Source organism: Nonomuraea sp. NPDC050556 (assembly GCF_044457355.1).
Classification (GTDB): domain Bacteria; phylum Actinomycetota; class Actinomycetes; order Streptosporangiales; family Streptosporangiaceae; genus Nonomuraea.
In genome coordinates this window covers 838,238-859,376 of the sequence record NZ_JBITGU010000005.1, presented here as the reverse complement: position 1 = coordinate 859,376, position 21,139 = coordinate 838,238, and the positions used below count along the sequence as shown (strand labels likewise).

18 protein-coding genes are annotated in these 21,139 nt (G+C 70.9%); 11 read left to right on the top strand and 7 right to left on the bottom strand.

Going from position 1 to position 21,139, the window contains the following annotated elements; all coding sequences use genetic code 11:
• Positions 1–28 precede the first annotated feature (28 nt).
• From ACIBG8_RS46370 to ACIBG8_RS46340, 7 genes are all read left to right on the top strand, one after another.
• Positions 29–445, top strand: a complete 417-nt coding sequence (locus ACIBG8_RS46370) for a Fur family transcriptional regulator (RefSeq protein ID WP_397349676.1) — start codon at positions 29–31, stop codon at positions 443–445.
• A 15-nt stretch (positions 446–460) separates the two neighbouring features.
• Positions 461–2,659 carry a catalase/peroxidase HPI gene (gene katG, locus ACIBG8_RS46365; protein WP_397349675.1) on the top strand — a complete coding sequence of 733 codons (2,199 nt, stop codon included), beginning with the start codon at positions 461–463 and terminating at the stop codon, positions 2,657–2,659.
• 206 nt (positions 2,660–2,865) lie between these two features.
• On the top strand, positions 2,866–4,092 hold the full coding sequence (locus ACIBG8_RS46360; protein WP_397349674.1) for an MFS transporter: 1,227 nt from the start codon (positions 2,866–2,868) through the stop codon (positions 4,090–4,092).
• The gene (locus ACIBG8_RS46355; RefSeq protein ID WP_397349673.1) at positions 4,089–4,892 is read left to right on the top strand and encodes a sphingomyelin phosphodiesterase; all 804 of its coding nucleotides are present in this window, start codon (positions 4,089–4,091) and stop codon (positions 4,890–4,892) included. The genes ACIBG8_RS46360 and ACIBG8_RS46355 overlap by 4 nt, the downstream gene beginning before the upstream one ends.
• 31 nt (positions 4,893–4,923) lie before the next feature.
• The gene (locus ACIBG8_RS46350) at positions 4,924–5,514 is read left to right on the top strand and encodes a TetR/AcrR family transcriptional regulator (protein ID WP_397349672.1); all 591 of its coding nucleotides are present in this window, start codon (positions 4,924–4,926) and stop codon (positions 5,512–5,514) included.
• Positions 5,511–5,702 (top strand): ferredoxin, encoded by a 192-nt coding sequence (locus ACIBG8_RS46345; protein ID WP_397349671.1) that lies wholly within the window; start codon positions 5,511–5,513, stop codon positions 5,700–5,702. The genes ACIBG8_RS46350 and ACIBG8_RS46345 overlap by 4 nt, the downstream gene beginning before the upstream one ends.
• A gap of 11 nt (positions 5,703–5,713) precedes the next feature.
• Positions 5,714–6,985, top strand: a complete 1,272-nt coding sequence (locus ACIBG8_RS46340) for a cytochrome P450 (RefSeq protein WP_397349670.1) — start codon at positions 5,714–5,716, stop codon at positions 6,983–6,985.
• A 35-nt stretch (positions 6,986–7,020) separates the two neighbouring features.
• On the opposite strand, the gene ACIBG8_RS46335 is transcribed toward ACIBG8_RS46340, so the two are convergent.
• Both ACIBG8_RS46335 and ACIBG8_RS46330 read right to left on the bottom strand, forming a co-directional pair.
• Positions 7,021–8,586: an acyl-CoA synthetase gene (locus ACIBG8_RS46335; RefSeq protein ID WP_397349669.1), complete on the bottom strand. Its 1,566-nt coding sequence runs from the start codon at positions 8,584–8,586 to the stop codon at positions 7,021–7,023.
• Between the two features lie 12 nt (positions 8,587–8,598).
• Positions 8,599–9,351, bottom strand: a complete 753-nt coding sequence (locus ACIBG8_RS46330; protein ID WP_397349668.1) for an alpha/beta hydrolase family protein — start codon at positions 9,349–9,351, stop codon at positions 8,599–8,601.
• Positions 9,352–9,419: 68 nt separating this feature from the next.
• Here ACIBG8_RS46330 and ACIBG8_RS46325 point away from each other — a divergent pair, with 68 nt between their 5' ends.
• Positions 9,420–9,992, top strand: a complete 573-nt coding sequence (locus tag ACIBG8_RS46325) for a TetR/AcrR family transcriptional regulator (RefSeq protein WP_397349667.1) — start codon at positions 9,420–9,422, stop codon at positions 9,990–9,992.
• On the opposite strand, the gene ACIBG8_RS46320 is transcribed toward ACIBG8_RS46325, so the two are convergent.
• Positions 9,989–10,546 carry an RBBP9/YdeN family alpha/beta hydrolase gene (locus ACIBG8_RS46320; protein ID WP_397349666.1) on the bottom strand — a complete coding sequence of 186 codons (558 nt, stop codon included), beginning with the start codon at positions 10,544–10,546 and terminating at the stop codon, positions 9,989–9,991. The genes ACIBG8_RS46325 and ACIBG8_RS46320 overlap by 4 nt on opposite strands.
• Before the next feature lie 63 nt (positions 10,547–10,609).
• Here ACIBG8_RS46320 and ACIBG8_RS46315 point away from each other — a divergent pair, with 63 nt between their 5' ends.
• On the top strand, positions 10,610–11,191 hold the full coding sequence (locus ACIBG8_RS46315; RefSeq protein WP_397349665.1) for a TetR/AcrR family transcriptional regulator: 582 nt from the start codon (positions 10,610–10,612) through the stop codon (positions 11,189–11,191).
• Between the two features lie 14 nt (positions 11,192–11,205).
• On the top strand, positions 11,206–11,811 hold the full coding sequence (locus ACIBG8_RS46310) for a TetR/AcrR family transcriptional regulator (protein ID WP_397349664.1): 606 nt from the start codon (positions 11,206–11,208) through the stop codon (positions 11,809–11,811).
• Here the strand turns inward: ACIBG8_RS46310 and ACIBG8_RS46305 are convergent.
• The 3 genes from ACIBG8_RS46305 to ACIBG8_RS46295 are packed head-to-tail and all read right to left on the bottom strand — an operon-like array spanning position 11,780 to position 16,739.
• Entirely contained in the window at positions 11,780–13,666 is a 1,887-nt protein-coding gene (locus tag ACIBG8_RS46305; protein WP_397349663.1) for a HelD family protein, read from the bottom strand. The two genes, ACIBG8_RS46310 and ACIBG8_RS46305, sit on opposite strands and share 32 nt — an antisense overlap.
• A gap of 35 nt (positions 13,667–13,701) precedes the next feature.
• Entirely contained in the window at positions 13,702–16,017 is a 2,316-nt protein-coding gene (locus ACIBG8_RS46300; protein WP_397349662.1) for an FtsX-like permease family protein, read from the bottom strand.
• Complete coding sequence (locus ACIBG8_RS46295) at positions 16,014–16,739, bottom strand: ABC transporter ATP-binding protein (RefSeq protein ID WP_397349661.1); 726 nt, start codon at positions 16,737–16,739, stop codon at positions 16,014–16,016. Before ACIBG8_RS46295 ends, ACIBG8_RS46300 begins: the two co-directional genes overlap by 4 nt.
• 111 nt (positions 16,740–16,850) lie before the next feature.
• On the opposite strand from ACIBG8_RS46295, the gene ACIBG8_RS46290 reads away from it, so the two are divergent.
• Positions 16,851–18,449, top strand: a complete 1,599-nt coding sequence (locus ACIBG8_RS46290) for a SulP family inorganic anion transporter (protein ID WP_397349660.1) — start codon at positions 16,851–16,853, stop codon at positions 18,447–18,449.
• A gap of 210 nt (positions 18,450–18,659) precedes the next feature.
• Here the strand turns inward: ACIBG8_RS46290 and ACIBG8_RS46285 are convergent, their stop codons facing one another.
• Positions 18,660–20,966, bottom strand: a complete 2,307-nt coding sequence (locus ACIBG8_RS46285) for a polysaccharide lyase 8 family protein (RefSeq protein WP_397349755.1) — start codon at positions 20,964–20,966, stop codon at positions 18,660–18,662.
• Positions 20,967–21,139 lie beyond the last annotated feature (173 nt).

Here is a 21,139-nt window from a genome sequence, read left to right as displayed (position 1 = left end):
ATCGTGTTTATGCGGGTAGGTTGGAAGCATGACGACCACCGCCGAGGAGCTGCGGGGCGCCGGCCTGCGGGTGACGGCGGCCCGGGTCGCGCTGCTCGAGACCGTCAGGGACGGTGACCATCTCGGCGTAGAGGCGGTCGCCGCCAAGGTTCGCGAGCGCGTCGGCCACGTCTCCCTGCAAGCCGTGTACGAAGCCCTCCACGCGCTCGCCGCGGCCGGTCTCGTCCGCCGCATCGAGCCGCCCGGCAGTCCGGCCCTGTACGAGGGCCGCGTCGGGGACAACCACCACCACATCGTGTGCCGATCGTGCGGCGTCGTCGCCGACGTCGACTGCGCGGTCGGCGAGGCGCCGTGCCTCACCGCGTCAGACAGCCACGGCTTCGCGATCGACGAGGCCGAGGTCATCTACTGGGGCCTGTGTAGCAACTGTTCCACCGCCAGCTAGTCCGGAAGGATTCCTATGACTGAGAACCACGACGCGATCGTCACCGACGCCAAGACCGATGGCTGCCCGGTCGACCACACGCGTGCGGCGCACCCGACCCAGGGCGGCGGAAACCGCCAGTGGTGGCCGAACCGGCTCAACCTGAAGATCCTCGCGAAGAACCCGGCGGTGTCCAACCCCCTGGGCGAGGAGTTCGACTACAACGAGGCGTTCCTGGCCCTCGACCTCGCCGCCGTGAAGGCGGACATCGCCGAGGTGCTGACGACCTCGCAGGACTGGTGGCCGGCCGACTTCGGCAACTACGGCCCGTTCATGATCCGCATGGCGTGGCACGCCGCCGGCACCTACCGCATCAGCGACGGCCGCGGCGGCGCGGGAGCGGGCCAGCAGCGCTTCGCCCCGCTCAACAGCTGGCCGGACAACGCCAACCTCGACAAGGCCCGCCGCCTCCTGTGGCCGGTCAAGAAGAAGTACGGCCAGAGCATCTCCTGGGCCGACCTGCTGGTCCTCACCGGCAACGTGGCCCTGGAGACGATGGGCTTCAAGACCTTCGGCTTCGCCGGCGGCCGCGCCGACGTGTGGGAGCCCGACGAGGACGTCTACTGGGGCCCCGAGACCACCTGGCTCGACGACCAGCGCTACACCGGCGACCGCGAGCTGGAGAACCCGCTCGGCGCGGTCCAGATGGGCCTGATCTACGTCAACCCCGAGGGCCCGAACGGCAACCCTGACCCGCTGGCCGCGGCGCGCGACATCCGCGAGACGTTCCGCCGCATGGCGATGAACGACGAGGAGACGGTCGCCCTCATCGCGGGCGGTCACACCTTCGGCAAGACCCACGGCGCCGGCCCCGCCGACCACGTCGGCGACGACCCAGAGGCGGCCCCGCTGGAGCAGCAGGGTCTCGGCTGGAAGAGCACGTACGGCTCCGGCAAGGGCGCCGACGCGATCACCAGCGGCCTGGAGATCACCTGGACCACCACGCCGACGAAGTGGAGCAACAACTTCTTCTGGAACCTCTTCGGCTACGAGTGGGAGCTGACCACCAGCCCGGCCGGAGCACACCAGTGGAAGCCGAAGCACGGCGCGGGCGAGGGCAACGTGCCCGGCGCCCACGAGGGGTTGCCGCGCCAGGCGCCCGGCATGCTCACGACCGACCTCGCGCTCCGCTTCGACCCGGTCTACGAGCCGATCGCGCGGCGCTTCTACGAGGACCCGGACGCGTTCGCCGACGCGTTCGCCCGCGCCTGGTACAAGCTGACCCACCGTGACATGGGCCCGGTCGTGCGCTACCTCGGCCCGGAGGTCCCGTCCGAGGTGCTGCTGTGGCAGGACCCGCTCCCCATGCGTACCCACGAGCTCGTCGACGCGGCGGACATCGCCGCGCTCAAGGAGCAGATCCTCGCCTCCGGCCTGACGGTGTCGCAGCTCGTGTCCGCCGCCTGGGCGGCGGCCTCGTCCTTCCGCGGCAGCGACAAGCGGGGCGGCGCCAACGGCGGCCGCATCCGCCTGCAGCCGCAGAGCGGCTGGGAGGTCAACGAGCCCGACCAGCTGGCCACCGTCCTGCGGACCCTCGAGGGCATCCAGCAGTCGTACGGCAAGCCGGTCTCGCTCGCCGACCTGGTCGTCCTCGGCGGCGTCGCCGCGGTCGAGAAGGCGGCGAAGGACGCGGGCGTCGACATCGAGGTCCCCTTCACCCCTGGCCGCGTGGACGCGTCGCAGGAGCAGACGGACGTCGAGTCGTTCTCCGCGCTCGAGCCGACCGCCGACGGGTTCCGCAACTACCTGGGCAAGGGCAACCGCCTCCCGGCCGAGTACCTCCTGCTCGACAAGGCGAACCTGCTGACCCTGAGCGCGCCGGAGATGACGGTCCTCGTCGGTGGCCTGCGCGTCCTGGGCGCCAACCACCAGGGCTCCACGCACGGCGTCCTCACCGAGACCCCGGGCAGGCTGACGAACGACTTCTTCGTCAACCTGCTCGACCTGGGCATCGAGTGGACGGGTACCGGCGACGACAACACGTTCGAGGCCAAGGACGCCACGGGCGCGGTCAAGTGGACCGGCACCCGCGCCGACCTCGTGTTCGGCTCCAACTCCGAGCTGCGAGCGGTCGCCGAGGTCTACGCGAGCGACGACGCCAAGCAGAAGTTCGTGAAGGACTTCGTCGCGGCGTGGGACAAGGTCATGAACCTCGACCGGTTCGACCTCGCCTGATCCTCCAGCAACACCTGACAAAAGACCTCTCCCTCACCTGCACACACAGGTGAGGGAGAGGTCTTTTTGTCAGGAGCCCCAAGGGCCCTTGCAGAGTGCTGTCTAACGAGAGGGAAACGCCTCTTCCTCTGGCATCGACAACCAGGCCATTGTGAGTGAGCCTCATAAAAAGCTGTTTCCCGTCCCCCCAGGGAGCTGCCATGGAAATGACCTCGGCGTTAGACGAACCCACCGTCAAAGTCGGGCGGAGGTGGGTGAACTCCTGGACCGCCGGGCTGTTCGGGGTGGCCATGGCCAACTACGCCTGCGCCCAGATCGTGCTCCCCAAACACGCCGACCTGATCGCGGGTACGGCAGGCAAGGTCGGGTTGATCGCCTGGGCGACCGGCGTCGCCTCGATCGTGACGATCATCGTGACGCTGCTGGTCGGCGCCCTTTCCGACCGCACCACGGCGGCCCGCGGCAGGCGGCAGATCTGGGTGCTCTGCGGCGCCGTGCTGGCCGGGGTCGCGCTGGCCGGGCAGGGCCTGGTGGCCAGCGCCATCGGGTTCATCCTGGTGTGGGCGGTGGTGCAGATCGGGCTGGGCGCCATGGGAGCGGCGCTCGCCGCGGCGGTGCCCGACGAGGTGCCGGTCGAGCAGCGCGCCTACGTCTCCGGGTACATGGGGCTCGCCTACGCCATCGGCCCGCTGCTGGGCATCGCGCTGGTCAGCGTGGTGATCACCGACGTGCCGCCCGCCTACGCGGTGCTCGGTGTGCTGCTGGTGCTGCTGGCTCTGCCGTACGCGCGGAGCAGGAGCGTGCCGCTGCGCCAGGAGGAGCGGCGGCCGCTGTCGCCGGTCGCGTTCCTCGTCGGCATCTTCGCGCCGCTCAAGCACGCCGACTTCGCCTGGGCCTGGTCGGGGCGGTTCTTCATCCAGCTGTCCAACGCGCTGGCGCAGGTGTTCCTCTACTTCTATCTCCAGGACTTCGTCCACTACCCCGACCCCGAGCTGGGCACGCTCATCCTGTCCGGCGTCTACACGATCGCGGTCTGCGCCGTCGCCGTCCCGGCGGGGAAGATCTCCGACCGTACGCTCAAGCGCAAGCGGATGGTCTGGATCTCCTCCCTCATGCAGGGCGGCAGCGGGCTGATCTTCGCGTTCCTCCCGGTGTTCGAGTGGAACGTCGTCGGGGCCGTGCTGCTCGGGCTGGGCTACGGGGTCTACGCCTCGGTCGACCAGGCGCTGATCACGCAGGTGCTGCCGAACGCCGAGGACCGCGGCAAGGATCTGGGGGTGATCGGCATCGCCAACGTCCTGCCGTACATGCTGACCGGGGTCATCGGCGGCATCGCCATCGAGGTCTTCGGCTACCCGACGCTCATGGTGCTCGTGCTGGTCACGGCGGTCATCGCGGCGGTGACCGTGGCGCCGATCAAGAGCGTCAAATGAGGCTGCTGACCTACAACGTGCTGCAGTGCCCGGTGCTGGACGGGAGCAGGGCGCGGGCGGCCGCCGCGCTGCGCACGATCGAGCGGGTGGCGCCGGACGTGATCGTGCTCAACGAGGCGTTCAACATGGCCGCTCGCCGTGTCCTCCTCGGCGGGCTGCTGCGCGCGGGCTACTACGCGACGCCGCAGGTCGGCGGGTGGCGGCAGCGGCAGGCGTGGACGGGCAGCTCCGGGGACGACCGGCCGTGGCGCAGGCTGGTCGGCGGCGGCGTGCACATCCTCAGCCGCCGCCCGATCCTGCTGGCCTACCAGCACGTCTACACCGTCAACCAGCGCGGCACCCAGGACGCGCTGTGCAACAAGGGCGTGGCGCTGGCGCTGATCGACACGACCTGGGTGGCGGGGACGCACCTGCAGGCCGACGAGGAGCCCGTGCCCGTCGCCGACACCCACGAGGTGCGGATGCGGCAACTCGCCGAGCTGCGCGAGCTGGTGATCAGGCACGTGCCGCCGGGTGAGCCGGTGATCCTGGCGGGCGACCTCAACATCGAGTTCCACGGCGGCGACCACTACCTGGACGCGGAGAAGGTGCTCGGCGGGCGGCTCCTGCCCGAGGGCACGATGCACGAGCCCACCTTCGACTGCGGCAACCCGCTGGTGGCCAGGCACTATCCCGGCTACTCCCACGTGCTCGACTACGTGGGCAGCCTCAACGGCCCCGCGCCGCACATCGCCACGGAGACGCTGGTCTCCGACTTCGGCTCCGACCACTATCCGGTTCTGGCGACCATCAGCTCTTGACCTATCAAATGAACAGTCTTTTAATTCCCACATGGGGCGCATAGCGGGAGTTACCGCCGCAGAAACGCGCGAAAGGCTCCTCCAGGCCGCCGCGGACGCCTTCGCCGAGCGCGGCTACGACGGCACCCGCGTTGCCGACATCGCAGCGGCGGCGGGCGTGAGCAACGGCGCGCTCTACTCCCACTTCGGCTCCAAGGGCGAGCTACTCGTCGCCGCGCTGCGCGCGCACGGGCCGAGGATGCTGGCCGACCTGCTCGCGGCCGACCCCGACCGCTCCGTGGCCGACCTGCTGCTGCTCGTCGGCCGCGGCCTGCCGCGCAGGCGCGACGCCTGCGGCTACCTCATCGTCGAGGCGCTCGTGGCCGCCCGCCGCGACCCGGACGTCGCCCGGCCCATGCACGACTACGTCGGCGAACGCGCCGACTGGCTCGCCGGGCTCGTCAACGTCGGCCAGGCCGGCGGCGAGCTCGACCCCGCGCTGTCGCCGAACGCGCTGGCGCACTTCTGCCTCCTGCTCGCGATGGGCAGCGCGCTCGTCACTCCCGACCTGCACGAAGTGGGCGACGAGGAGTGGGCGGCGCTGCTCGCCCGCATTGTCACAGCCATAGGAGTACCGCAGTGAAAGTTCAGATCGACTCCGAACGCTGCCAGGGGCACGGTCGCTGCTACGACCTCGCCCCCGACCTGTTCGGCGAGGACGACGAGGGCTACGGGAACGTCGCCGGCGACGGCATCGTGCCAGCGGACAAGGAGCGTACGGCGCGCCTGGCCGTGTCCAACTGTCCCGAGCGAGCGATCGAGATCCTCTAGGAGGGCGTGGCATGACCGTCGACGACCGCTTCAGCACCGACTACCGCGAGAACCAGCAGGATCCGCCGCTCGGGACCATCAACGAGGTCATCACCGGCCCCGTCTCCGACTGGACGACCGACTTCTCCCACACCGAGCCGGAGTGGGCGGCTGATCCGTACCCCATCCAGGACGAGCTGCGGCAGACCTGCCCGATCGCGCACACGGAGCGGTTCGGCGGCGGTTGGCTGCCCACCCGCTACGAGGACGTCTCGGACATCGCCTACGACACGGAGCGGTTCTCCTCGCGGGCGATCGTGGTGAGCAACTTCCGGCCGCCGCGCGAGCTGGCCCCGGTCGGCGCGGTGCCGCCGATCTCGTCCGACCCGCCCTTCCACCACCACGCGCGCAAGCTCCTCCTCCCGGCGTTCACCAAGACCGCCGTCGCCAGGCGCGAGGAGGCCACGAGGGCCTACTGCCACGCCCTCATCGACGCGATGGAGGGCAAGGAGGTCGTCGACGCCGCGCACGACTACGCCCAGCACATCCCGATGCGGGTCATCGCCGACATGCTCGGCTTCCCGCCCGAGGATGGTCCGCGTTTCCGCGTGTTCATCGAGAACGCGCTCGAAGGCGTCAACCTGCCCTCCGAGGAGCGGCTCGCCCGGTCCAACGACCTGTTCGAGTACTTGCTGGCGCAGATCCGCGACCACGTCGACACCCCGCGCGACGACCTGACGACCTACCTGATCAACGCCGAGCTCGGCGGGGAGAAGCTGGCGCCGTCGCACGTGGCGGGGACGATGGCGCTGTTGCTCATCGCGGGCATCGACACGACGTGGAGCGCGATCGGGGCGTCGCTGTGGCACCTGGCCAAGACACCCGCCGACCGCGAGCGCCTGGTCGCCGAGCCTTCGCTGCTGCCGACCGCGATGGAGGAGTTCCTGCGCGCCTACGCGCCGGTCACCATGGCCAGGCTGGTCAAGGAGGACATGAGCTGGAACGGCGTCGAGATGAAGGCCGACGACTGGGTCCTGCTGTCCTTCCCCGCGGCCAACCGCGACCCGGCGCAGTTCGAGCGGGCGGGTGAGGTGGTCATCGACCGCGAGGTGAACAGGCACGCGGCGTTCGGGCTGGGCATCCACCGATGCGTGGGGTCGCACCTGGCGCGGATGGAGCTGCGGGTCGCGCTGGAGGTGTGGCTGGAGCGCGTCCCGACGTTCCACCTCGCCGAGGGCGCCCCGGTCACGTGGGCCACGGGTCAGGTCCGCGGCCCACGCTCCCTTCCCCTACGCATCGGCTAGGAGCCTCTACGAAAGACCTCTCCTCACAGAGGGGGTTAGAGGGATCCTTCGGCTAGAGCGGCGTGAGCGGCTCTCAGGTCCTTCTTGAGGATCTTGCCGCTCGGGTTCTTCGGCAGGGAGTCGGCGAAGACGACGTACTTCGGACGCTTGAAACCGGCGAGCAGGCCACGGACGTGCGCGTCCACCTGCTCGGCGGTGAGCGTCACCCCCGGCTTGGCCACGATCACCGCCGTGACCGCCTCGATCCAGTGCGGGTGGCTCACGCCGAACACCGCCACCTCGGCGACCCCGTCGAGCCGGTAGATGGCCTCCTCGACCTCACGTGAGGCCACGTTCTCGCCACCCGTCTTGATCATGTCCTTCTTGCGGTCGACGACCGTCAGGTAGCCCTGCGCGTCGATCACCCCGAGGTCGCCGGAGTGGAACCAGCCGTTGCGGAACGCCTCGGCGGTCTTCTCCTCGTCGTTGTAGTAGCCGAGCGCGGCGTGCGGGCTGCGGTGCACGATCTCGCCCACCTCGCCGGGCGGCACCTCGTTGTCGTCCGGGTCGACCACCCTGGTCTCGACGTTGAGCGCCGCCCTGCCCGCAGAACCGGCGTGCGGCTCCTGCTCGGCCGGGCGCAGGATCGTGGCGAGCGGGGCCATCTCGGTCTGGCCGTAGAAGTTCCACAGCTCCACGCCGGGCAGTCTGCGCCCCAGCTCGCGCAGCACCTCGACCGGCATCGGCGAAGCCCCGTAGTAGCCCTTGCGCAGGCTGGACAGGTCGCGGGTGTCGAAGTCCGGGTGGCGCAGCAGCGAGATCCACACCGTCGGCGGGCAGAACAGCTTGGTGACCCTTTCTCGCTCGATCGTGGCGAGCAGGGTGGCCGGGTCGGGGCCCGGCAGGATGACGCTGGTCGCGCCGAGGTAGACGTCGACGGAGAAGAAGCAGTCGAGCTGCGCGCAGTGGTACATCGGCAGCGCGTGCACCTCGACGTCGTCGGCCGCCATCCCGCCGTCCACGATGCACGACACATACTGGCTGATCAGCGACCTGCTGGAGAGCAGCACGCCCTTGGGCCGCGACTCGGTGCCCGAGGTGTACATCAGCCTGAGCGGGTCGTCGTCGCCGACCAGCACCTCCACGGGTGTCGAGTCACCGGAGGAGATCCAGCCGGACACGTCCTCCCAGCCCTCGGCCGAAGCAGGGCCGATCCAGCCGCGCACCCCGAGATCCAGCCCTGTCATGGCCTTCTCGGCCGTGGGCGCGAGGGCGTCCTCCACGACGATCCCCGAGGCTCCGGAGTGGTTCAGGATGAACGCGATCTCCTCGGCCCCGAGCATGAAGTTCACCGGCACCAGCACGACGCCGAGCCGCGCGGTCGCGAAGACCAGCACGGCGTACGGCCAGCAGTTGTGGCTGAGCAGCGCCAGCCGGTCGCCCTTGGCCAGGCCGCGCGCGGCCAGCGCGTTGGCGCACCGGTTCACCGCCGCGTCGAACTCGGCGTAACTCACCCGCAGGTCGCCCGCGACCACCGCGAGTTTGTCCGGACAGCGCAGTGCGGTCCGGCGCAACAGGTCTCCCACCGCGTGCTGGCGAGCGCGCGCAATTTCAGGCGTCATTGGCTGATCCTGTCAGCGCAGGCGCCTGTCGAGGAAGTCCCGCACGCAGGCGATCAGCTGGGGCCGGTGGTCGGAGAGCGCGTGGTCGGTGGGCCATTCGTGGTGTTCCGCGCCGTCGAAGGCGGCCACGAGCGGGCGGTGGTGGACGGCGGGCGGGGTCACCTCGTCGAGCTGCGTGCCGATCAGCAGGAGTGCGCGCCCGGTCAGCCGTGGCGCGAGCGCCTCAAGGTTCCACGCCTGCCCTGCCGCCTCCATCTCTGCCACGAGCCCCTCCCCTGTAGCCCCGCGCAGCGGCAGCAACTCGGCGGAGAACGCCTCGACGTAGCGCTCGCGCGCGTAGCCGTCCGCCCCGGTGACCGCGCCGAAGTCGAAGCCGGACACCGAGACGACCGCGCGCACCCGCGGCTCGTCCGCGGCCGTCATGAGCGCGGCGAACCCGCCCATGCTGTGCCCGAGCAGCGCGACCCGTTCCGGGTCCAGCTCGTCCATGGCCAGGACGGCCCGCGTCACCCTCGCCGCGTCCTCCAGCGCGTTGGCCCACGACCAGTCCCCGCCGACCCCCCACGATCCGCGGTAGTGGAAGAGCAGGCACGCATAACCGGCCGTGCGCAGCGCCTGGGCGAGGTCGGCGTTGGCCTCGTTGCCGGGGAACCCGTGCATCAGCACCACGACCGGGTGCGGACCTGGCCCGCTGGGCAGGTACAGCACGCCGAGCAGCAGCTCGCCGCCGCTGTCGATGGTCAACGCACGTGTGGCAGCCCGCATGACACCTCCAGAGATAGAACCGATCGGTACCATATCGGCATATCGAACCGAGCGGTACTATCTATCTCGTGCCCGTTGCCAAGGGAAGCCCGCTCGACCCGGCCCGCACCCGCGCGGCCCTCCTGTCCGCCGCCACGTCGGTCTTCTACGAACGCGGTCTCGACGGCGTCGGGGTGGCCGAGCTGTGCGCGGTGACCGGGGCGTCCAAGGAGACGCTCTACCGGCACTTCGGGTCGAAGGACGGCCTGATCGAGGCCGTGCTCCAGGAGCGCAGCGACCGGGTGACCCGCTGGCTCAGCGAGGCGGCCGAGGCGGCGGGACCCGATCCGGCGGCGCGGCTGGCGGCCGTGTTCGACGCGCTGGCGTCCTGGCACGGCGAGCCGGAGTTCCGCGGGTGCGCGATCCTCAACGCGGCCACCCAGCACCACCAGCCGCCCGAGCAGGCGGTGGCGGCCCGGCACCTGGACCGGCGGCTGGCGCTGCTCACCGGGATCGCGCGCGACGCGGGCTCCGCCGTACCGGATACGCTGGCCCGGCAGTGGCTCATGCTGATCACCGGGGCCACGGTCATGGCCGACCACCACCCTGGCACCCGCGACGCGGCCCTGCTCGCCAAGGAGGCGGCGCTGGCGCTCCTTTAGGGCAGGAGCTCCTTGACCAGGGCGACGGCCTCGTGGAGCTCGCGGCGGTCCTGGTGGCGGCTGAAGTGCACGCCGCCTGGGGTGACGACCGCGGTCGCGCCCAGCTTGTCGGCGAAGATCCGCACGTGCTCCAGCGGGTCGGGCGTGAGCACCGGGTCGTCGGTGGCCACCAGAACCCTGACCCCGCGTACGGCGGAGCGGATGCGGTCCCAGTCGAAGCCGCCCTCGAAGAAGGGGGCGAGCGCCTCGTAGCCGACCTCGTGCGCCATCGAGGCGACCAGAACCAGCCCCGCGTACGGCGCGCCGTCGTGGCGCTGCAGCACCCGCAGCAGGTTCACCCCGCCGAGGCTGTGGCCCACCAGCACCGTGTCCGCCGGGTCAGCCACCTCGGCGGTGACGGCCTTGGCCCACGGCTCGGGCGACGGCGTCTCGGGGTCGGGCATCTGCGGCACGGCGACCTCATGGCCCAGCGCGCCGAGCTGGGCGGACAGGTGACCGTACCAAGCCTGACCGGGGTCGCTGGCCAGCTCGTGCGAAACAACGATCTTGCTCATGGTGAATCCTTCAATCGAATCGCTACGTATCGTTTCGATTGAAACTAGACTAGGGTGATCGGCATGTCAACCGCACGCCGGGGCGGGCGCACCCGCAGCCCCGAGTCGCACGAAGCCGCCTTGGCCGCCGCCGCCGACCTGCTGGAGGAGCAGGGGTACCGGGCCGTCACCATCGAGGCGATCGCGGCGCGGTCCGGGGTCGCGAAGAGCACGCTCTACCGCTGGTGGCGCTCGAAGCCCGAGCTGGTGATGGAGGCCTACACGCGCAAGGTGGCCGAGCGGGTCGCCGAGCCGGACACGGGCGGCGTCGAGGGCGACCTGGCCGCGTTCCTGGCCGAGGTGTACCGGATCGCGGGGTATCCCGACCGGGTGCGCGCCCTGCGCGGGCTGATGGCCGAGGCGCAGCTCGACCCGGAGTTCCTCCCCGCGTTCCGCGAGTGGGTCGACGGGCGGCGGGCGATCGTCGTCGCGATGCTGGAGAGAGGGATCGCTCGCGGCGAGCTGCGCGCCGAGGTGGATGTGGAGCACGCCGTCGACCTGGTCTTCGGCCCGTTCTGGTACCGCCTGCTCGTGGAACACGCCCCCCTCGACCCGGCCGACGCACCCAGGCACGCGGCCGCCATCCTCGGCGGGCTCAGGGGCTGAGTACATTGGGCGGCATGGGGCTGCGCGCGTTGAAGAAGGATCGCACCAGGCAGCTGCTGTCCGACACGGCGATCGCGATGTTCCTGGCCGACGGGTTCGACCAGGTGGCCGTCGCCGACATCGCCGCGGCGGCCGAGGTCTCGAAGCCCACCTTGTTCCGCTATTTCGCCTCGAAAGAGGACCTCCTGCTCCACCGGTTCGCCGACCACCAGGGCGAGCTTGCCAGGGTCGTCCACGACCGCGCGCCCGGCCAGACCCCGCTGGAAGCGCTGCACCGGCACTTCACCCAAGGCCTGCAAGAACGCGACCCGGTCACCGGGCTCTGCGACCACCCGAACGTGCTCGCCTTCCACCGCCTGGTGTTCGACACCCCGAGCGTCGCGACCCGCCTGGTCGAATACCGTACGGCTGACGCCGACGCCCTCGCCGCCGAGCTGGGCGGCGCTGCGGGGCGGCTGATCGCCGCGCAGTACGTGGTGGTGCGCCAGCTCCTGGCCCGGGACAACTGGGCCGAGCTGGCGGCCGGCCGTACGGCCGACGAGGTCTACCCCGAGGCGGTGGAAGCGGCCGACCTGGCGTTCGGGCTGCTCACGCAGGGGGCTGCCAGGCTCGGCTACTGATCACGTCGAGCCGCGAGACCGCCCTGGTGAGCGCCACGTAGAGCCGGTTGAGCCCGCGGGTCTCCGCCGCGACGATCGCGGCGGGCTCGACGACGATGACGTGGTCGTACTCCAGCCCCTTGACCGCCGAGACCGGCATCACGCTCAGCCGCTCCCCGTCCAGGTGGCTGAACCGCTCGTAGTCGGCGTCCGGCACCAGCACCCCGATCGAGCCCTCGAAGGTGAGCGCCTCGGTGGCCGCCTCCTCCACCGAGACCGTGTGGGTGACGCGGAGCCTGCCGTCCGTCCGGTAGGAACGGGTCTCCGGCACGTCCACCCGTAGCTGCCTCAGCAGCCTGTTGGCCAGCTCGACCACGACGCCGGGCACACGGAAGCCGGTCGTCAGCGCGATGATCTGCGCGTCCGGCTTGCCCAGCAGGTCGAGCTGCTCCTTCCACGACCGCGCCGACCAGGGCGCGGTGCCCTGCGCGAGGTCGCCGAGCACGGTGATCGAGCCGTGCTCGCTACGCCTGGCCACCGCCCTGCACTGCATCGGCGACAGGTCCTGCGCCTCGTCCACGATCACGTGGCCGTAGCCACGTGGCCGCTCGATCAGCGCGGCCAGCTCGTCCAGCAGCACGGCGTCGGCCGCCGACCACTTGGCGCTCTTGTGCGAGCGCGGCGGCCTGGCCCACCTGATGGCCTCGACGGGCGGGTCGCAGAGCAGCTCGAACAGCACCTGCTCCGGCGTCACAGCGGGCCAGACCTGGTCGAGGAAGGGCACGATCTTCCTGCCCATTCGCAGGCCCCACAGGGCGTTGACCGTCCTGCCGCGCCGCTCGGCCTGCCGCCGCAGCAGCTCCACGACCCGCGCCTGCACCCGCTCGCGCCCCGTCTGGTACGGCAGAGCCTCCCGCCTGGTGGCTTCGACGATCTGCCGGAGCTGATCCTCGTACACCCGCCAGGTCTGCGAGCCGTCGGCCACGGCGAGCGGTTCCGTGGGCTTCGCGATCCGCGCGTAGAGCGCCTTGCGCAGCACGTCGGCCATCTCGATGGAGTGCTTGGCGACCGCGGCCGCCTCGGTGTCGACGCCGGTGACCGGGCCGCGCGCGACGAGCTCCTCGACCGTGGTCTGCTCCACGTCCACCTCGCCGAGCGCCGGGAGGACGGCGGCGATGTAGCCGAGGAAGGCCCGGTTCGGCCCGAGCACCAGCACCCCCGAGCGCTCCAGGCGCTGCCGGTGGGTGTAGAGCAGGTACGCGGCCCGGTGCAGGCCGACCGCGGTCTTGCCGGTGCCCGGCGCGCCCTGCACGCAGATCGAGGTGTCGAGGGCGGCTCGTACCAGCTCGTCCTGATCTGGCTGGATGGTGGCGACGATGTCGCGCATCGGGCCGACCCTGGGCCGTTCGATCTCGGCGGCCAGGATCCGGCTCTCGGTGAGCTCCCCCCGGGCGAGCCGCTCGTCCTCGAACCCGGTCAGCGCCAGGCCGGACCAGCCGAAGCGCCGCCGTACCTCCACGCCCTGGGGGTCGCGGCCGCTGGCCTGGTAGAACACCGTCGAGACCGGCGCCCGCCAGTCGATCACCAGCGGCAGCCCGCCGCGCTCGCCGGAGATGTGGCGACGCCCGATGTGGTAACTGCGCCCGGCGTGCTCGCCGGAGCCGAAATCGAGCCTGCCGAAGAACGGCGGCCCCTCCGGCTCCTCGCTGAGCTCCTTGGCCAGGCTCTTCAGGTAGCGGCCCAGCCGTTCCGCGCTGTAGCGGTCACCGGCGACCGTCTCGCCGATGACGATGTTGTACCTGGCGCCGTCCAGCATCCGGCGCAGCCCGGCCTTGCATTTGTCGACGTAGTCGCGCTCCTCGTCCAGCGTCGTCATGCAACTCCTAGAACTCGGTAAATCTTGTAACCGAGTTACGATATCACTCGACGCGCCGGCAGGTCGAGCGCGAGCCACACCACCAGCCCGACCAGCACGACCGACGCGGGCACCAGCCAGAGCGGCCCGGCGGGCCACGGCCTGCCGAGGAATCCCACGCTGAGCAGCCCGAGCGGCACCCCGGCCAGCACCAGGCCTGAGCCGGCCGCCGCACCGGCGATCACCAGCGCCTCCCAGCGGACCATCCGGCGGAGCTGGCGCGGGGTCGCGCCCAGGCGGCGCAGCGAGATCAGCTCGTCGCGCCTGCCGGTGATCGTGGCCACCAGCCGGTTGGCGACCGCGACCAGCACATAGGCGAGCAGTACGGCGAGCACCGCCACGTTCACCAGCACCTGGGCCGTGGCCGAGGAGGCCTGCGGCGTCACGGCGCGGTCGGACACCACGAGACCCGGCCACCTGTCCAGCGCGGGGGCGTGCCGTACGAGGATCGTCTCGTCGAGGTCGGTGGTCCGGTGGCCCGCCGCGAGGTCGCGGGAGACCACGATCGGGCCGAACCCCAGCGACCTGCTGTAGGTCGCCACGACGCGCGCCTTCACCCGGGTGCCGTCGCCCATGGTCAGCCTGATCTCCTCGCCGACGCGGCCCGAGCGCTCGTCGAGCGCGACCGTCGCGCCCTTCAGCCCGCTCAGCGCGCCGCCGGTGACCCCGAGGTCCACCAGCCCTTCGGCGGACGGGTCGAGCACCAGGGCAGGTCTGGACATGAGCTTGTCGTCGTCGCCGAGCGAGAGCGAGCGGGTCAGCACGGTCGTCGTGGACATCGGCGCGGCCTTGGCCGTGGTGCGCACCTCGTCCAGCAGGCCGTGCGGGATGCCGCCGTGCCTCGGCGCGGTGATGGACGTGACGCCGCGCAGCCCGGCCTCCGCCTCGTCGGCGCCCGCCCGCTGGATGGTGGTCTGGGTGAGCACGACGCTGAGGCCGAGCGTGACCACCATGCCGAGCGCGGCCACCGCGCCAGCCGTACGCAGGGCGTTGCCATTGCTGTTGTGTACGGCGAGCCAGACGGGCGCGGAGATCCGCGACGGCAGCCTGGCGGCCAGCGCCCCCGTCGTCACCTGGACCAGCCTGGGACCGGCGAGCGCGAGCCCGACGACGGCCAGCAGCGCAGCCGTGGCCGGGCCGATCGCGGCGAACTCGCCACGGAGGTACAGCGGCGTGGTGGCGAGCACCAGCGCACCCACCATGATCAGCAGCCCGGCCCCGGTACGCACCCGCGACGGGTCGCGCGGATCGGCGATGCCCGACACGACGGACATCCGGGAGACGCGCAGCGAGGCCGACCACGACGCCAGCCTGACCACGCCGAGCAGCAGGAGCGCCGCCCCGATCGGCGGCAGCGGGCCGTAGACGAGCGGCTGGTCGGGGCGCAGTGCGCCGATCTTCACCAGCAGGTCGCCGAGCGCCGACGCCAGCACGTAGCCGAGCGCCGCGCCGGGCAGCAGCGCGGCCACTGCGGCGCCGGTTCCCTGGAGAGCGATGATCTTCCGTACCTGGCGCGGGGTGGCGCCGGCCGCGCGCAGCAGGGCCAGGTCGCGGCGCTGCCTGTTGATCGAGAGGGCCAGGCCGCCGCCGACCACGAAGCCGACGATGATCAGGCTGATGCCGCCGATGGAGCTGGGCAGCGCGAGCAGCATCGCCCTGGACGCGGCCACCTCCGGCTGCTCGGCGTCGCCTCCGGTGGAGATCACGTAGCGGTCGCCGAACCGCTTCTCCAGCTCGTCGGCGGCATCTCCGCGGACGGCGACGAGGTCGACGGATGTCCGCCCGACCAGCTTCGCCGCGGTGGCGTCGGTGAAGTAGATGCCGGGGGCGTCCACGATCGCGGTCACCCGGTAGGTGCCCGGGGTGCCGTTGGCGAATATCTGGAGCTTCTGCCCGACCTTGCCGTTCTTCGTAGCGACTTCGTCGGGGGCGTTGGGGGGCCGGCCCTCGATCACCTTTCCGGTGTAGGCGAGGGAGGACCATCCGTGGCCCGTGGCGCCCGACACGGGGAAGCTGACGTCGCCCGCCGCCGACACGACGCCGGGCACCTTCGCGACCTCGGCCACCAGCTCGGCCGGGACCCTGGCGCGCTCGGGCAGCGCCACGGGCAGGTCCTCCTTGACGGGCACCGACTGCTTGGCGGAGACGGTCACGTCCGCCTGGGACAGGCGGCGGGGCACCTCCGAGCGGAACGCCGAGTCGACGATCACTCCGGTCGCGGTGACCAGCGCCATCCCGCCGAAGACCGCGAGGAAGGCGACGACGAGGCCGCTGATCCCGGCCATGGCGAGCGCGGTCCTGGCCAGGCTCATGCGGCCACCGCCCGGTTGAGCCGCGTCAGCCGTACGGCGAGGTCTTCCGCGGAGGGGGCGTTGAGCAGGTCGACCACACGGCCGTCGGCCATGACGAGCGTGTCGTGCGCGCGGGCGGCGGCCGCCGGGTCGTGGGTGACCATGATGACCGTCTGGCCCATCTCGTCGACCAGGCGGCGCAGCAGGTCGAGCACCTGTGCGGCGCTGCGCAGGTCGAGCGCGCCGGTCGGCTCGTCGGCGAAGACCACGTCGGGGCGGGCGGCCAGCGCGCGGACGATCGCGGCGCGCTGCTGCTGGCCGCCGGAGAGCTGTGCGGGACGGTGGTTGAGGCGGTCGCGGATGCCGACCCGGTCGATCAGCTCGTCCAGCCAGGCGCGGTCGGGGCGCACGCCCGCCAGGCGGAGCGGCAGCGTGATGTTGTCCATGATCGAGACGGCGGGCAGCAGGTTGTAGGCCTGGAAGATGAACCCGATGTGCTTCCTGCGGAGCACCGTCCGCTTCGTCTCCGACAGCTTGCTCACGTCGACGTCGCCGATGATCACCGATCCCGAGGTGGGCGGGTCGAGAGCCGCCGCGCACTGGAGCAGCGTGCTCTTGCCGGACCCTGACGGGCCCATGACGGCCAGGAACCTGCCGCGAGGGAAGGCGAGCGTGACGCCGTCGAGCGCGACGACCTCGCCGTAGGACTTGGTGACCCGTTCCAGGGTGACGACCGTGTTCATGCGTTCAACGCTAGGAACTGCGCTCACCTGGGGAAATCCCGCTGGCCCCCGGGTCGGGGTATAGCGGCCTGTACTGCGTTACTCCTGGTCATCGCGGGTATGCCGGTGATCATGGGGGCTTGGTTCGCTGTGGGTCTGCGTGGGGTTCGTCCGGCTGATCTGCCGAAGGAGATCACGGCCGGGGTGACGCTGGCCGCGCTGGCGATCCCGCTGAACATCGGCTACGCGCAGATCGCCGGGCTGCCGCCCGTGGTGGGGTTGTACACGGCGATCGTGCCGATGCTGGTCTTCGCGTTGTTCTGCTCCTCGCGGCAGCTCGTGGCCAGTCCGGACGCGCCCATCGCGGCGCTGATCGCGTCCCTGCTGGTGGCGATCGTGGCCACCCCGGGCACGCCCGGCTACGTCGAGCTGGCCTACGCGCAGGCGCTGGTGTGCGCGGTTGTCTTCCTTCTGTTCTGGGTCTTCAGGCTCGGCTTCCTGGCCAACTTCCTGTCCGAACCCGTGCTCGTCGGGTTCATCGGCGGCCTGGCCATCGAGATCCTCACCAGCCAGGTGGAGAAGATCCTCGGCATCAAGACCACCGCCGAGGACTTCTTCCCCGAGCTGTGGGAGATCGTCACGAAGATCCCGCAGGCCAACGTGTGGAGCGTCGTCGTCGGCGTGGGCACGATGGCGGTGATCCTGGCCTTGCGGCGGATCGCCCCCGCCCTGCCGGGTCCGCTGATCGCCCTCATCGCGGCCACGGCGCTGGTGGCGCTGGCCGGGCTGGACGTCGCCGTCCTGGGCAAGGTCCCCTCGGGGCTGCCGTCGCTGCACTGGCCGTCCATCACGCTGGCCCAGTGGGCGGCGCTCATCCCCGGCGCGATCGCCATCTGCGCGGTCACCCTGGCTGACGGGCTGCTCACTGCCAGGAGGTACGCCGAGGAGCGCGGCTACCCGATCGACGCCAACCAGGAGCTGCGGGCGTTCGGGCTGGCCAACATCGCGGCGGGGTTCACGCAGTCGATGACGATCGGGTCCAGCGCGTCCCGGACGGCGGCGATGGACTCGGTGGGCTCGCGGTCGCAGTGGCCCAGCGCCGTCTGCGCGGTGGTGGTCGCGGTGCTTCTCGCCTTCTTCAGCGACGTCCTCGCCTACCTGCCGAACGCCGCGCTGGCCGGGATCGTCGCCGTCGCCGTGGTGAAGCTGATCGACGTCCCCAAACTGAGGTCGCTGTGGCACGAACGCCGATCGGAGTTCTGGATCGCGGCGCTCTGCCTGGTGGGGGTACCGGTGCTCGGCTCGCTGACGGCCGTCGTCATCGCGTTCCTGTTGTGCGCGGTGGACGTCGTACGGCGAGCCTCCACGCCCAGCACCGCCACCCTCAAGCCGGGCCCTGACGGACGATACGTCCGAGGCTCTTCCTCAGGACCATTGGCGATCTACCGCTTCGAGAGCGAGCTCTTCTTCGCCAACGCGGACACCTTCAAGCGGGAGATCGGGGCTTTGGACGCCCGGTGGATCATTCTGGACGCCGAGGCGATCAGCGACATCGACACCACGGGCGCGGAGGCGTTGCGCCAGACCGTCGAGACGCTGGGGGCGAAGGGGGTCGTCTTCGGCATCGCCCGCGCGACCGCCGACCTGCGGGGGTTGCTGGACCATTACGGGCTGGGCGACCTGACGTATTACGACTCCAACGAAGCCGCCGCAGCCGCCTTCAACGCCTAACCGCTGGCCGAGCAGCCTTCACGCCCTGCTCACCCCCCAAGCAACCCGCCCCTTCCAACCATGCCACCGCCCACATGCCCCACCATCCACCCGCGCCTCCGTCCGCGCGCCGCGCCCCTAGCGAGCAGCCCCCAAAAGTGCGTGACACCCCTCAAAGGAGGCAACGTCGCAAGGAGGCGGACAGCCCAAACCCCCCAAAGCGCGGCCCCTTCAAAGGGTGATGCTTGCGGGCAGCGTGTCAAAGGTGAGGGTTCGTCCGGCGATGGTGACGGTCAGTGCGTCGAGGTCGCCACGCGGGTCGGCGACGCTCACAACCGTCGTGCCAGACCTCTCAACGATCAGCACAGCACAAGGAGCGTCAGCCGTGACAGGCCCCGCCGTACCCGGCTGCCAGAAGTTGACCGCCGTCACACCCAGCTCAGGCACGTGGATCCCCTGCTGACGCGAACTGTTGGCCAGGACCTGCACCCACTCGGGACGGTCCGCCCTCGCCTCCGTCTGCGCACGACTGGCGCCAGGCAAGAGCTGGTAGAAGTACCCACCCCCATCAGGATCAGCACCGTGGTCAAGCCAGAGCATGGTGTGCCCACGCTCCCCACCAGTCCGCAGAGCCGCACAGGGCATGACATATCCACCATGCCCCTCCAAATGCGCCCAGCCAGCCTCGACAGTGAGCTCCGCCGTAGTCCTGCGGTTGTCCACGACAGTCTCGACAACCGCACCATCCCGGCACGTGATGCCCGCCCCCATACAAACCACAGCATCGTCGAGAAAGAACCACGACTTGAACGCGTCAAGCGTGCTCTCCAGCCCATTGAGATGCTGACCAACCGTGGCGTAGTGCCCATCGGTGGCCCCGCCCACCCAACGCCCCGGCGGACAGGTGTCCCCCCACGCCTCCCCGGCCCCGTCGGGCAGGACTTTCCTGGACACGGTCGTCCCAGGCAGGCGGTAGGGATCGACGGTCCCCCAGAAGTCCGAGTAGTGATCGCCGTGCCCGTCGGCCCACCAGTAGAGCATCCCCGCCCCGGTGTGCCAGCCGCGAAGATTCTCCCCGTTGCCATGCTCGTAGTGCCCCACCCGAGCCGACGCCATGCTGAGCGCCGCACACCACCCCTCCCGCCGATGCACCGCCCGAGCACTCACCGAAAACAACCGATGCCCCACCCCCTCAACCACCCCCACCCGCCCCTCACCCAGCTCCCCCTCACCCCGCCGCCCCTCACCTCGCCGCCCCTCGCCTCGCAGTTCCTCGCCCCAGCCCCCCTCACCTCGCCGCCCCTCGCCCCAGCGCCCCTCACCTCGCCGCCTCTCGCCCCGCGGCCCCTCACGTCGCAGTTCCTCGCCCCGCTGCTGCTCGCCCGTCTGCTGCCAGCCGTCAACCGCCGATCCGACCAGCCGCTCCCGCGCAACGCGCCGCTCCACCCCGTCGACCATCGACCCGATCGGCCGCACTCCCCCCATGACAGGCCGCTGCCACTCCTCTTCCCACCCCGACCCGACCGACGGCTGCACCCACCCCTCATCCGGCCACTGCCCCAGCGGGCCACCCGACCCCTGCCCGAGCGGGTCAGCCAGCCCGAGCGGTTTCCCCGGCCGCTGCCCGAGCGGGGCATCCGACCCCCGTCCGAGCAGGTCATCCGGCCCCTGTCCAAGCGGGTCATCCGGCCGTTGTCCGAGTGGCTTGGTTGGTTGGTGCCAGGTGGCTACCAGGTGGAGCCATCTGGAGCGTTCGGTTGGTGAGGCGGTTTGGGCCAGGAGGGTGATTGCTGCGGCGAGTTGTCGTCCGGTGCGCAGGTCGCCGTGCGGGGCTCGGGTGATGGCGCGGCCCCTGACGAGGTCCATGCAGCGGCCCTCATGAACGAAGGGGGCGAACGCCCACTCGACGCTGTCGAAGACCACCTGCTTGTCGGGCACCGCCCAGGGAGAACCGTCGAGTACTGCGAAGAGCACGGCGAGGCCCGCCAACCATACGGTGCCGTATCCTCCCTGGTAGGGGACGTGGGAGTGCTGGATGAACGAGCCGTCCCGGTAGAGGCCGTCGCCTTCCGTGACGTACGCCATGGCGGGCGCGAGCGCGCTCGACGCCAGCGCCGCCCGGTCGTGGTCCGCGCCGAGGATGGCGCGCAGCAACATCACCGTGCACAGGTCGACGCGGTTGGCGCCGGTGCTGGTGCCGCTGTAGTCGCCCAGCCTGCTCTCCGGGACGAAGCGATCAACCGCGTCGAGGAGCGTCCGGCCCTGGTAGCCGGTGAGGACGGCGGCGTCGAGGAGGCGCTTGGGCGCACCGATCTGCCAGTCCCACCAGTTGCCCTCCTCCTCGGCAACCGGCGTGTAGACCAGCCGGGTGTAGTGGTCGAGCCCACGGTGAACGGCCGCGGCCATCGTGGGGTCCCCGGTCATGGCGTGTGCACGCGCCATGACGAGCAACCGCTCTGGGGTCGCGGTGAGCGAGGGGAAGGGCAGATCGGGCCAGAGAGAGCGCCCCGTCGGAACCATCGCATCCCGGTACGGCACAGCCTTCTCGAGCAGCGCCGCCACCCCGGGCGGTGTCGCCGTCCCAGGGGGTGTCGCCGTCCCGGGCGGTGTTCCTGTCCCGGGCGGTGTTCCTGTCCCGGGCGGTGTTCCTGTCCCGGGCGGTGTTCCTGTCCCGGGCGGTGTTCCTGTCCCGGGCGGTGTTCCTGTCCCGG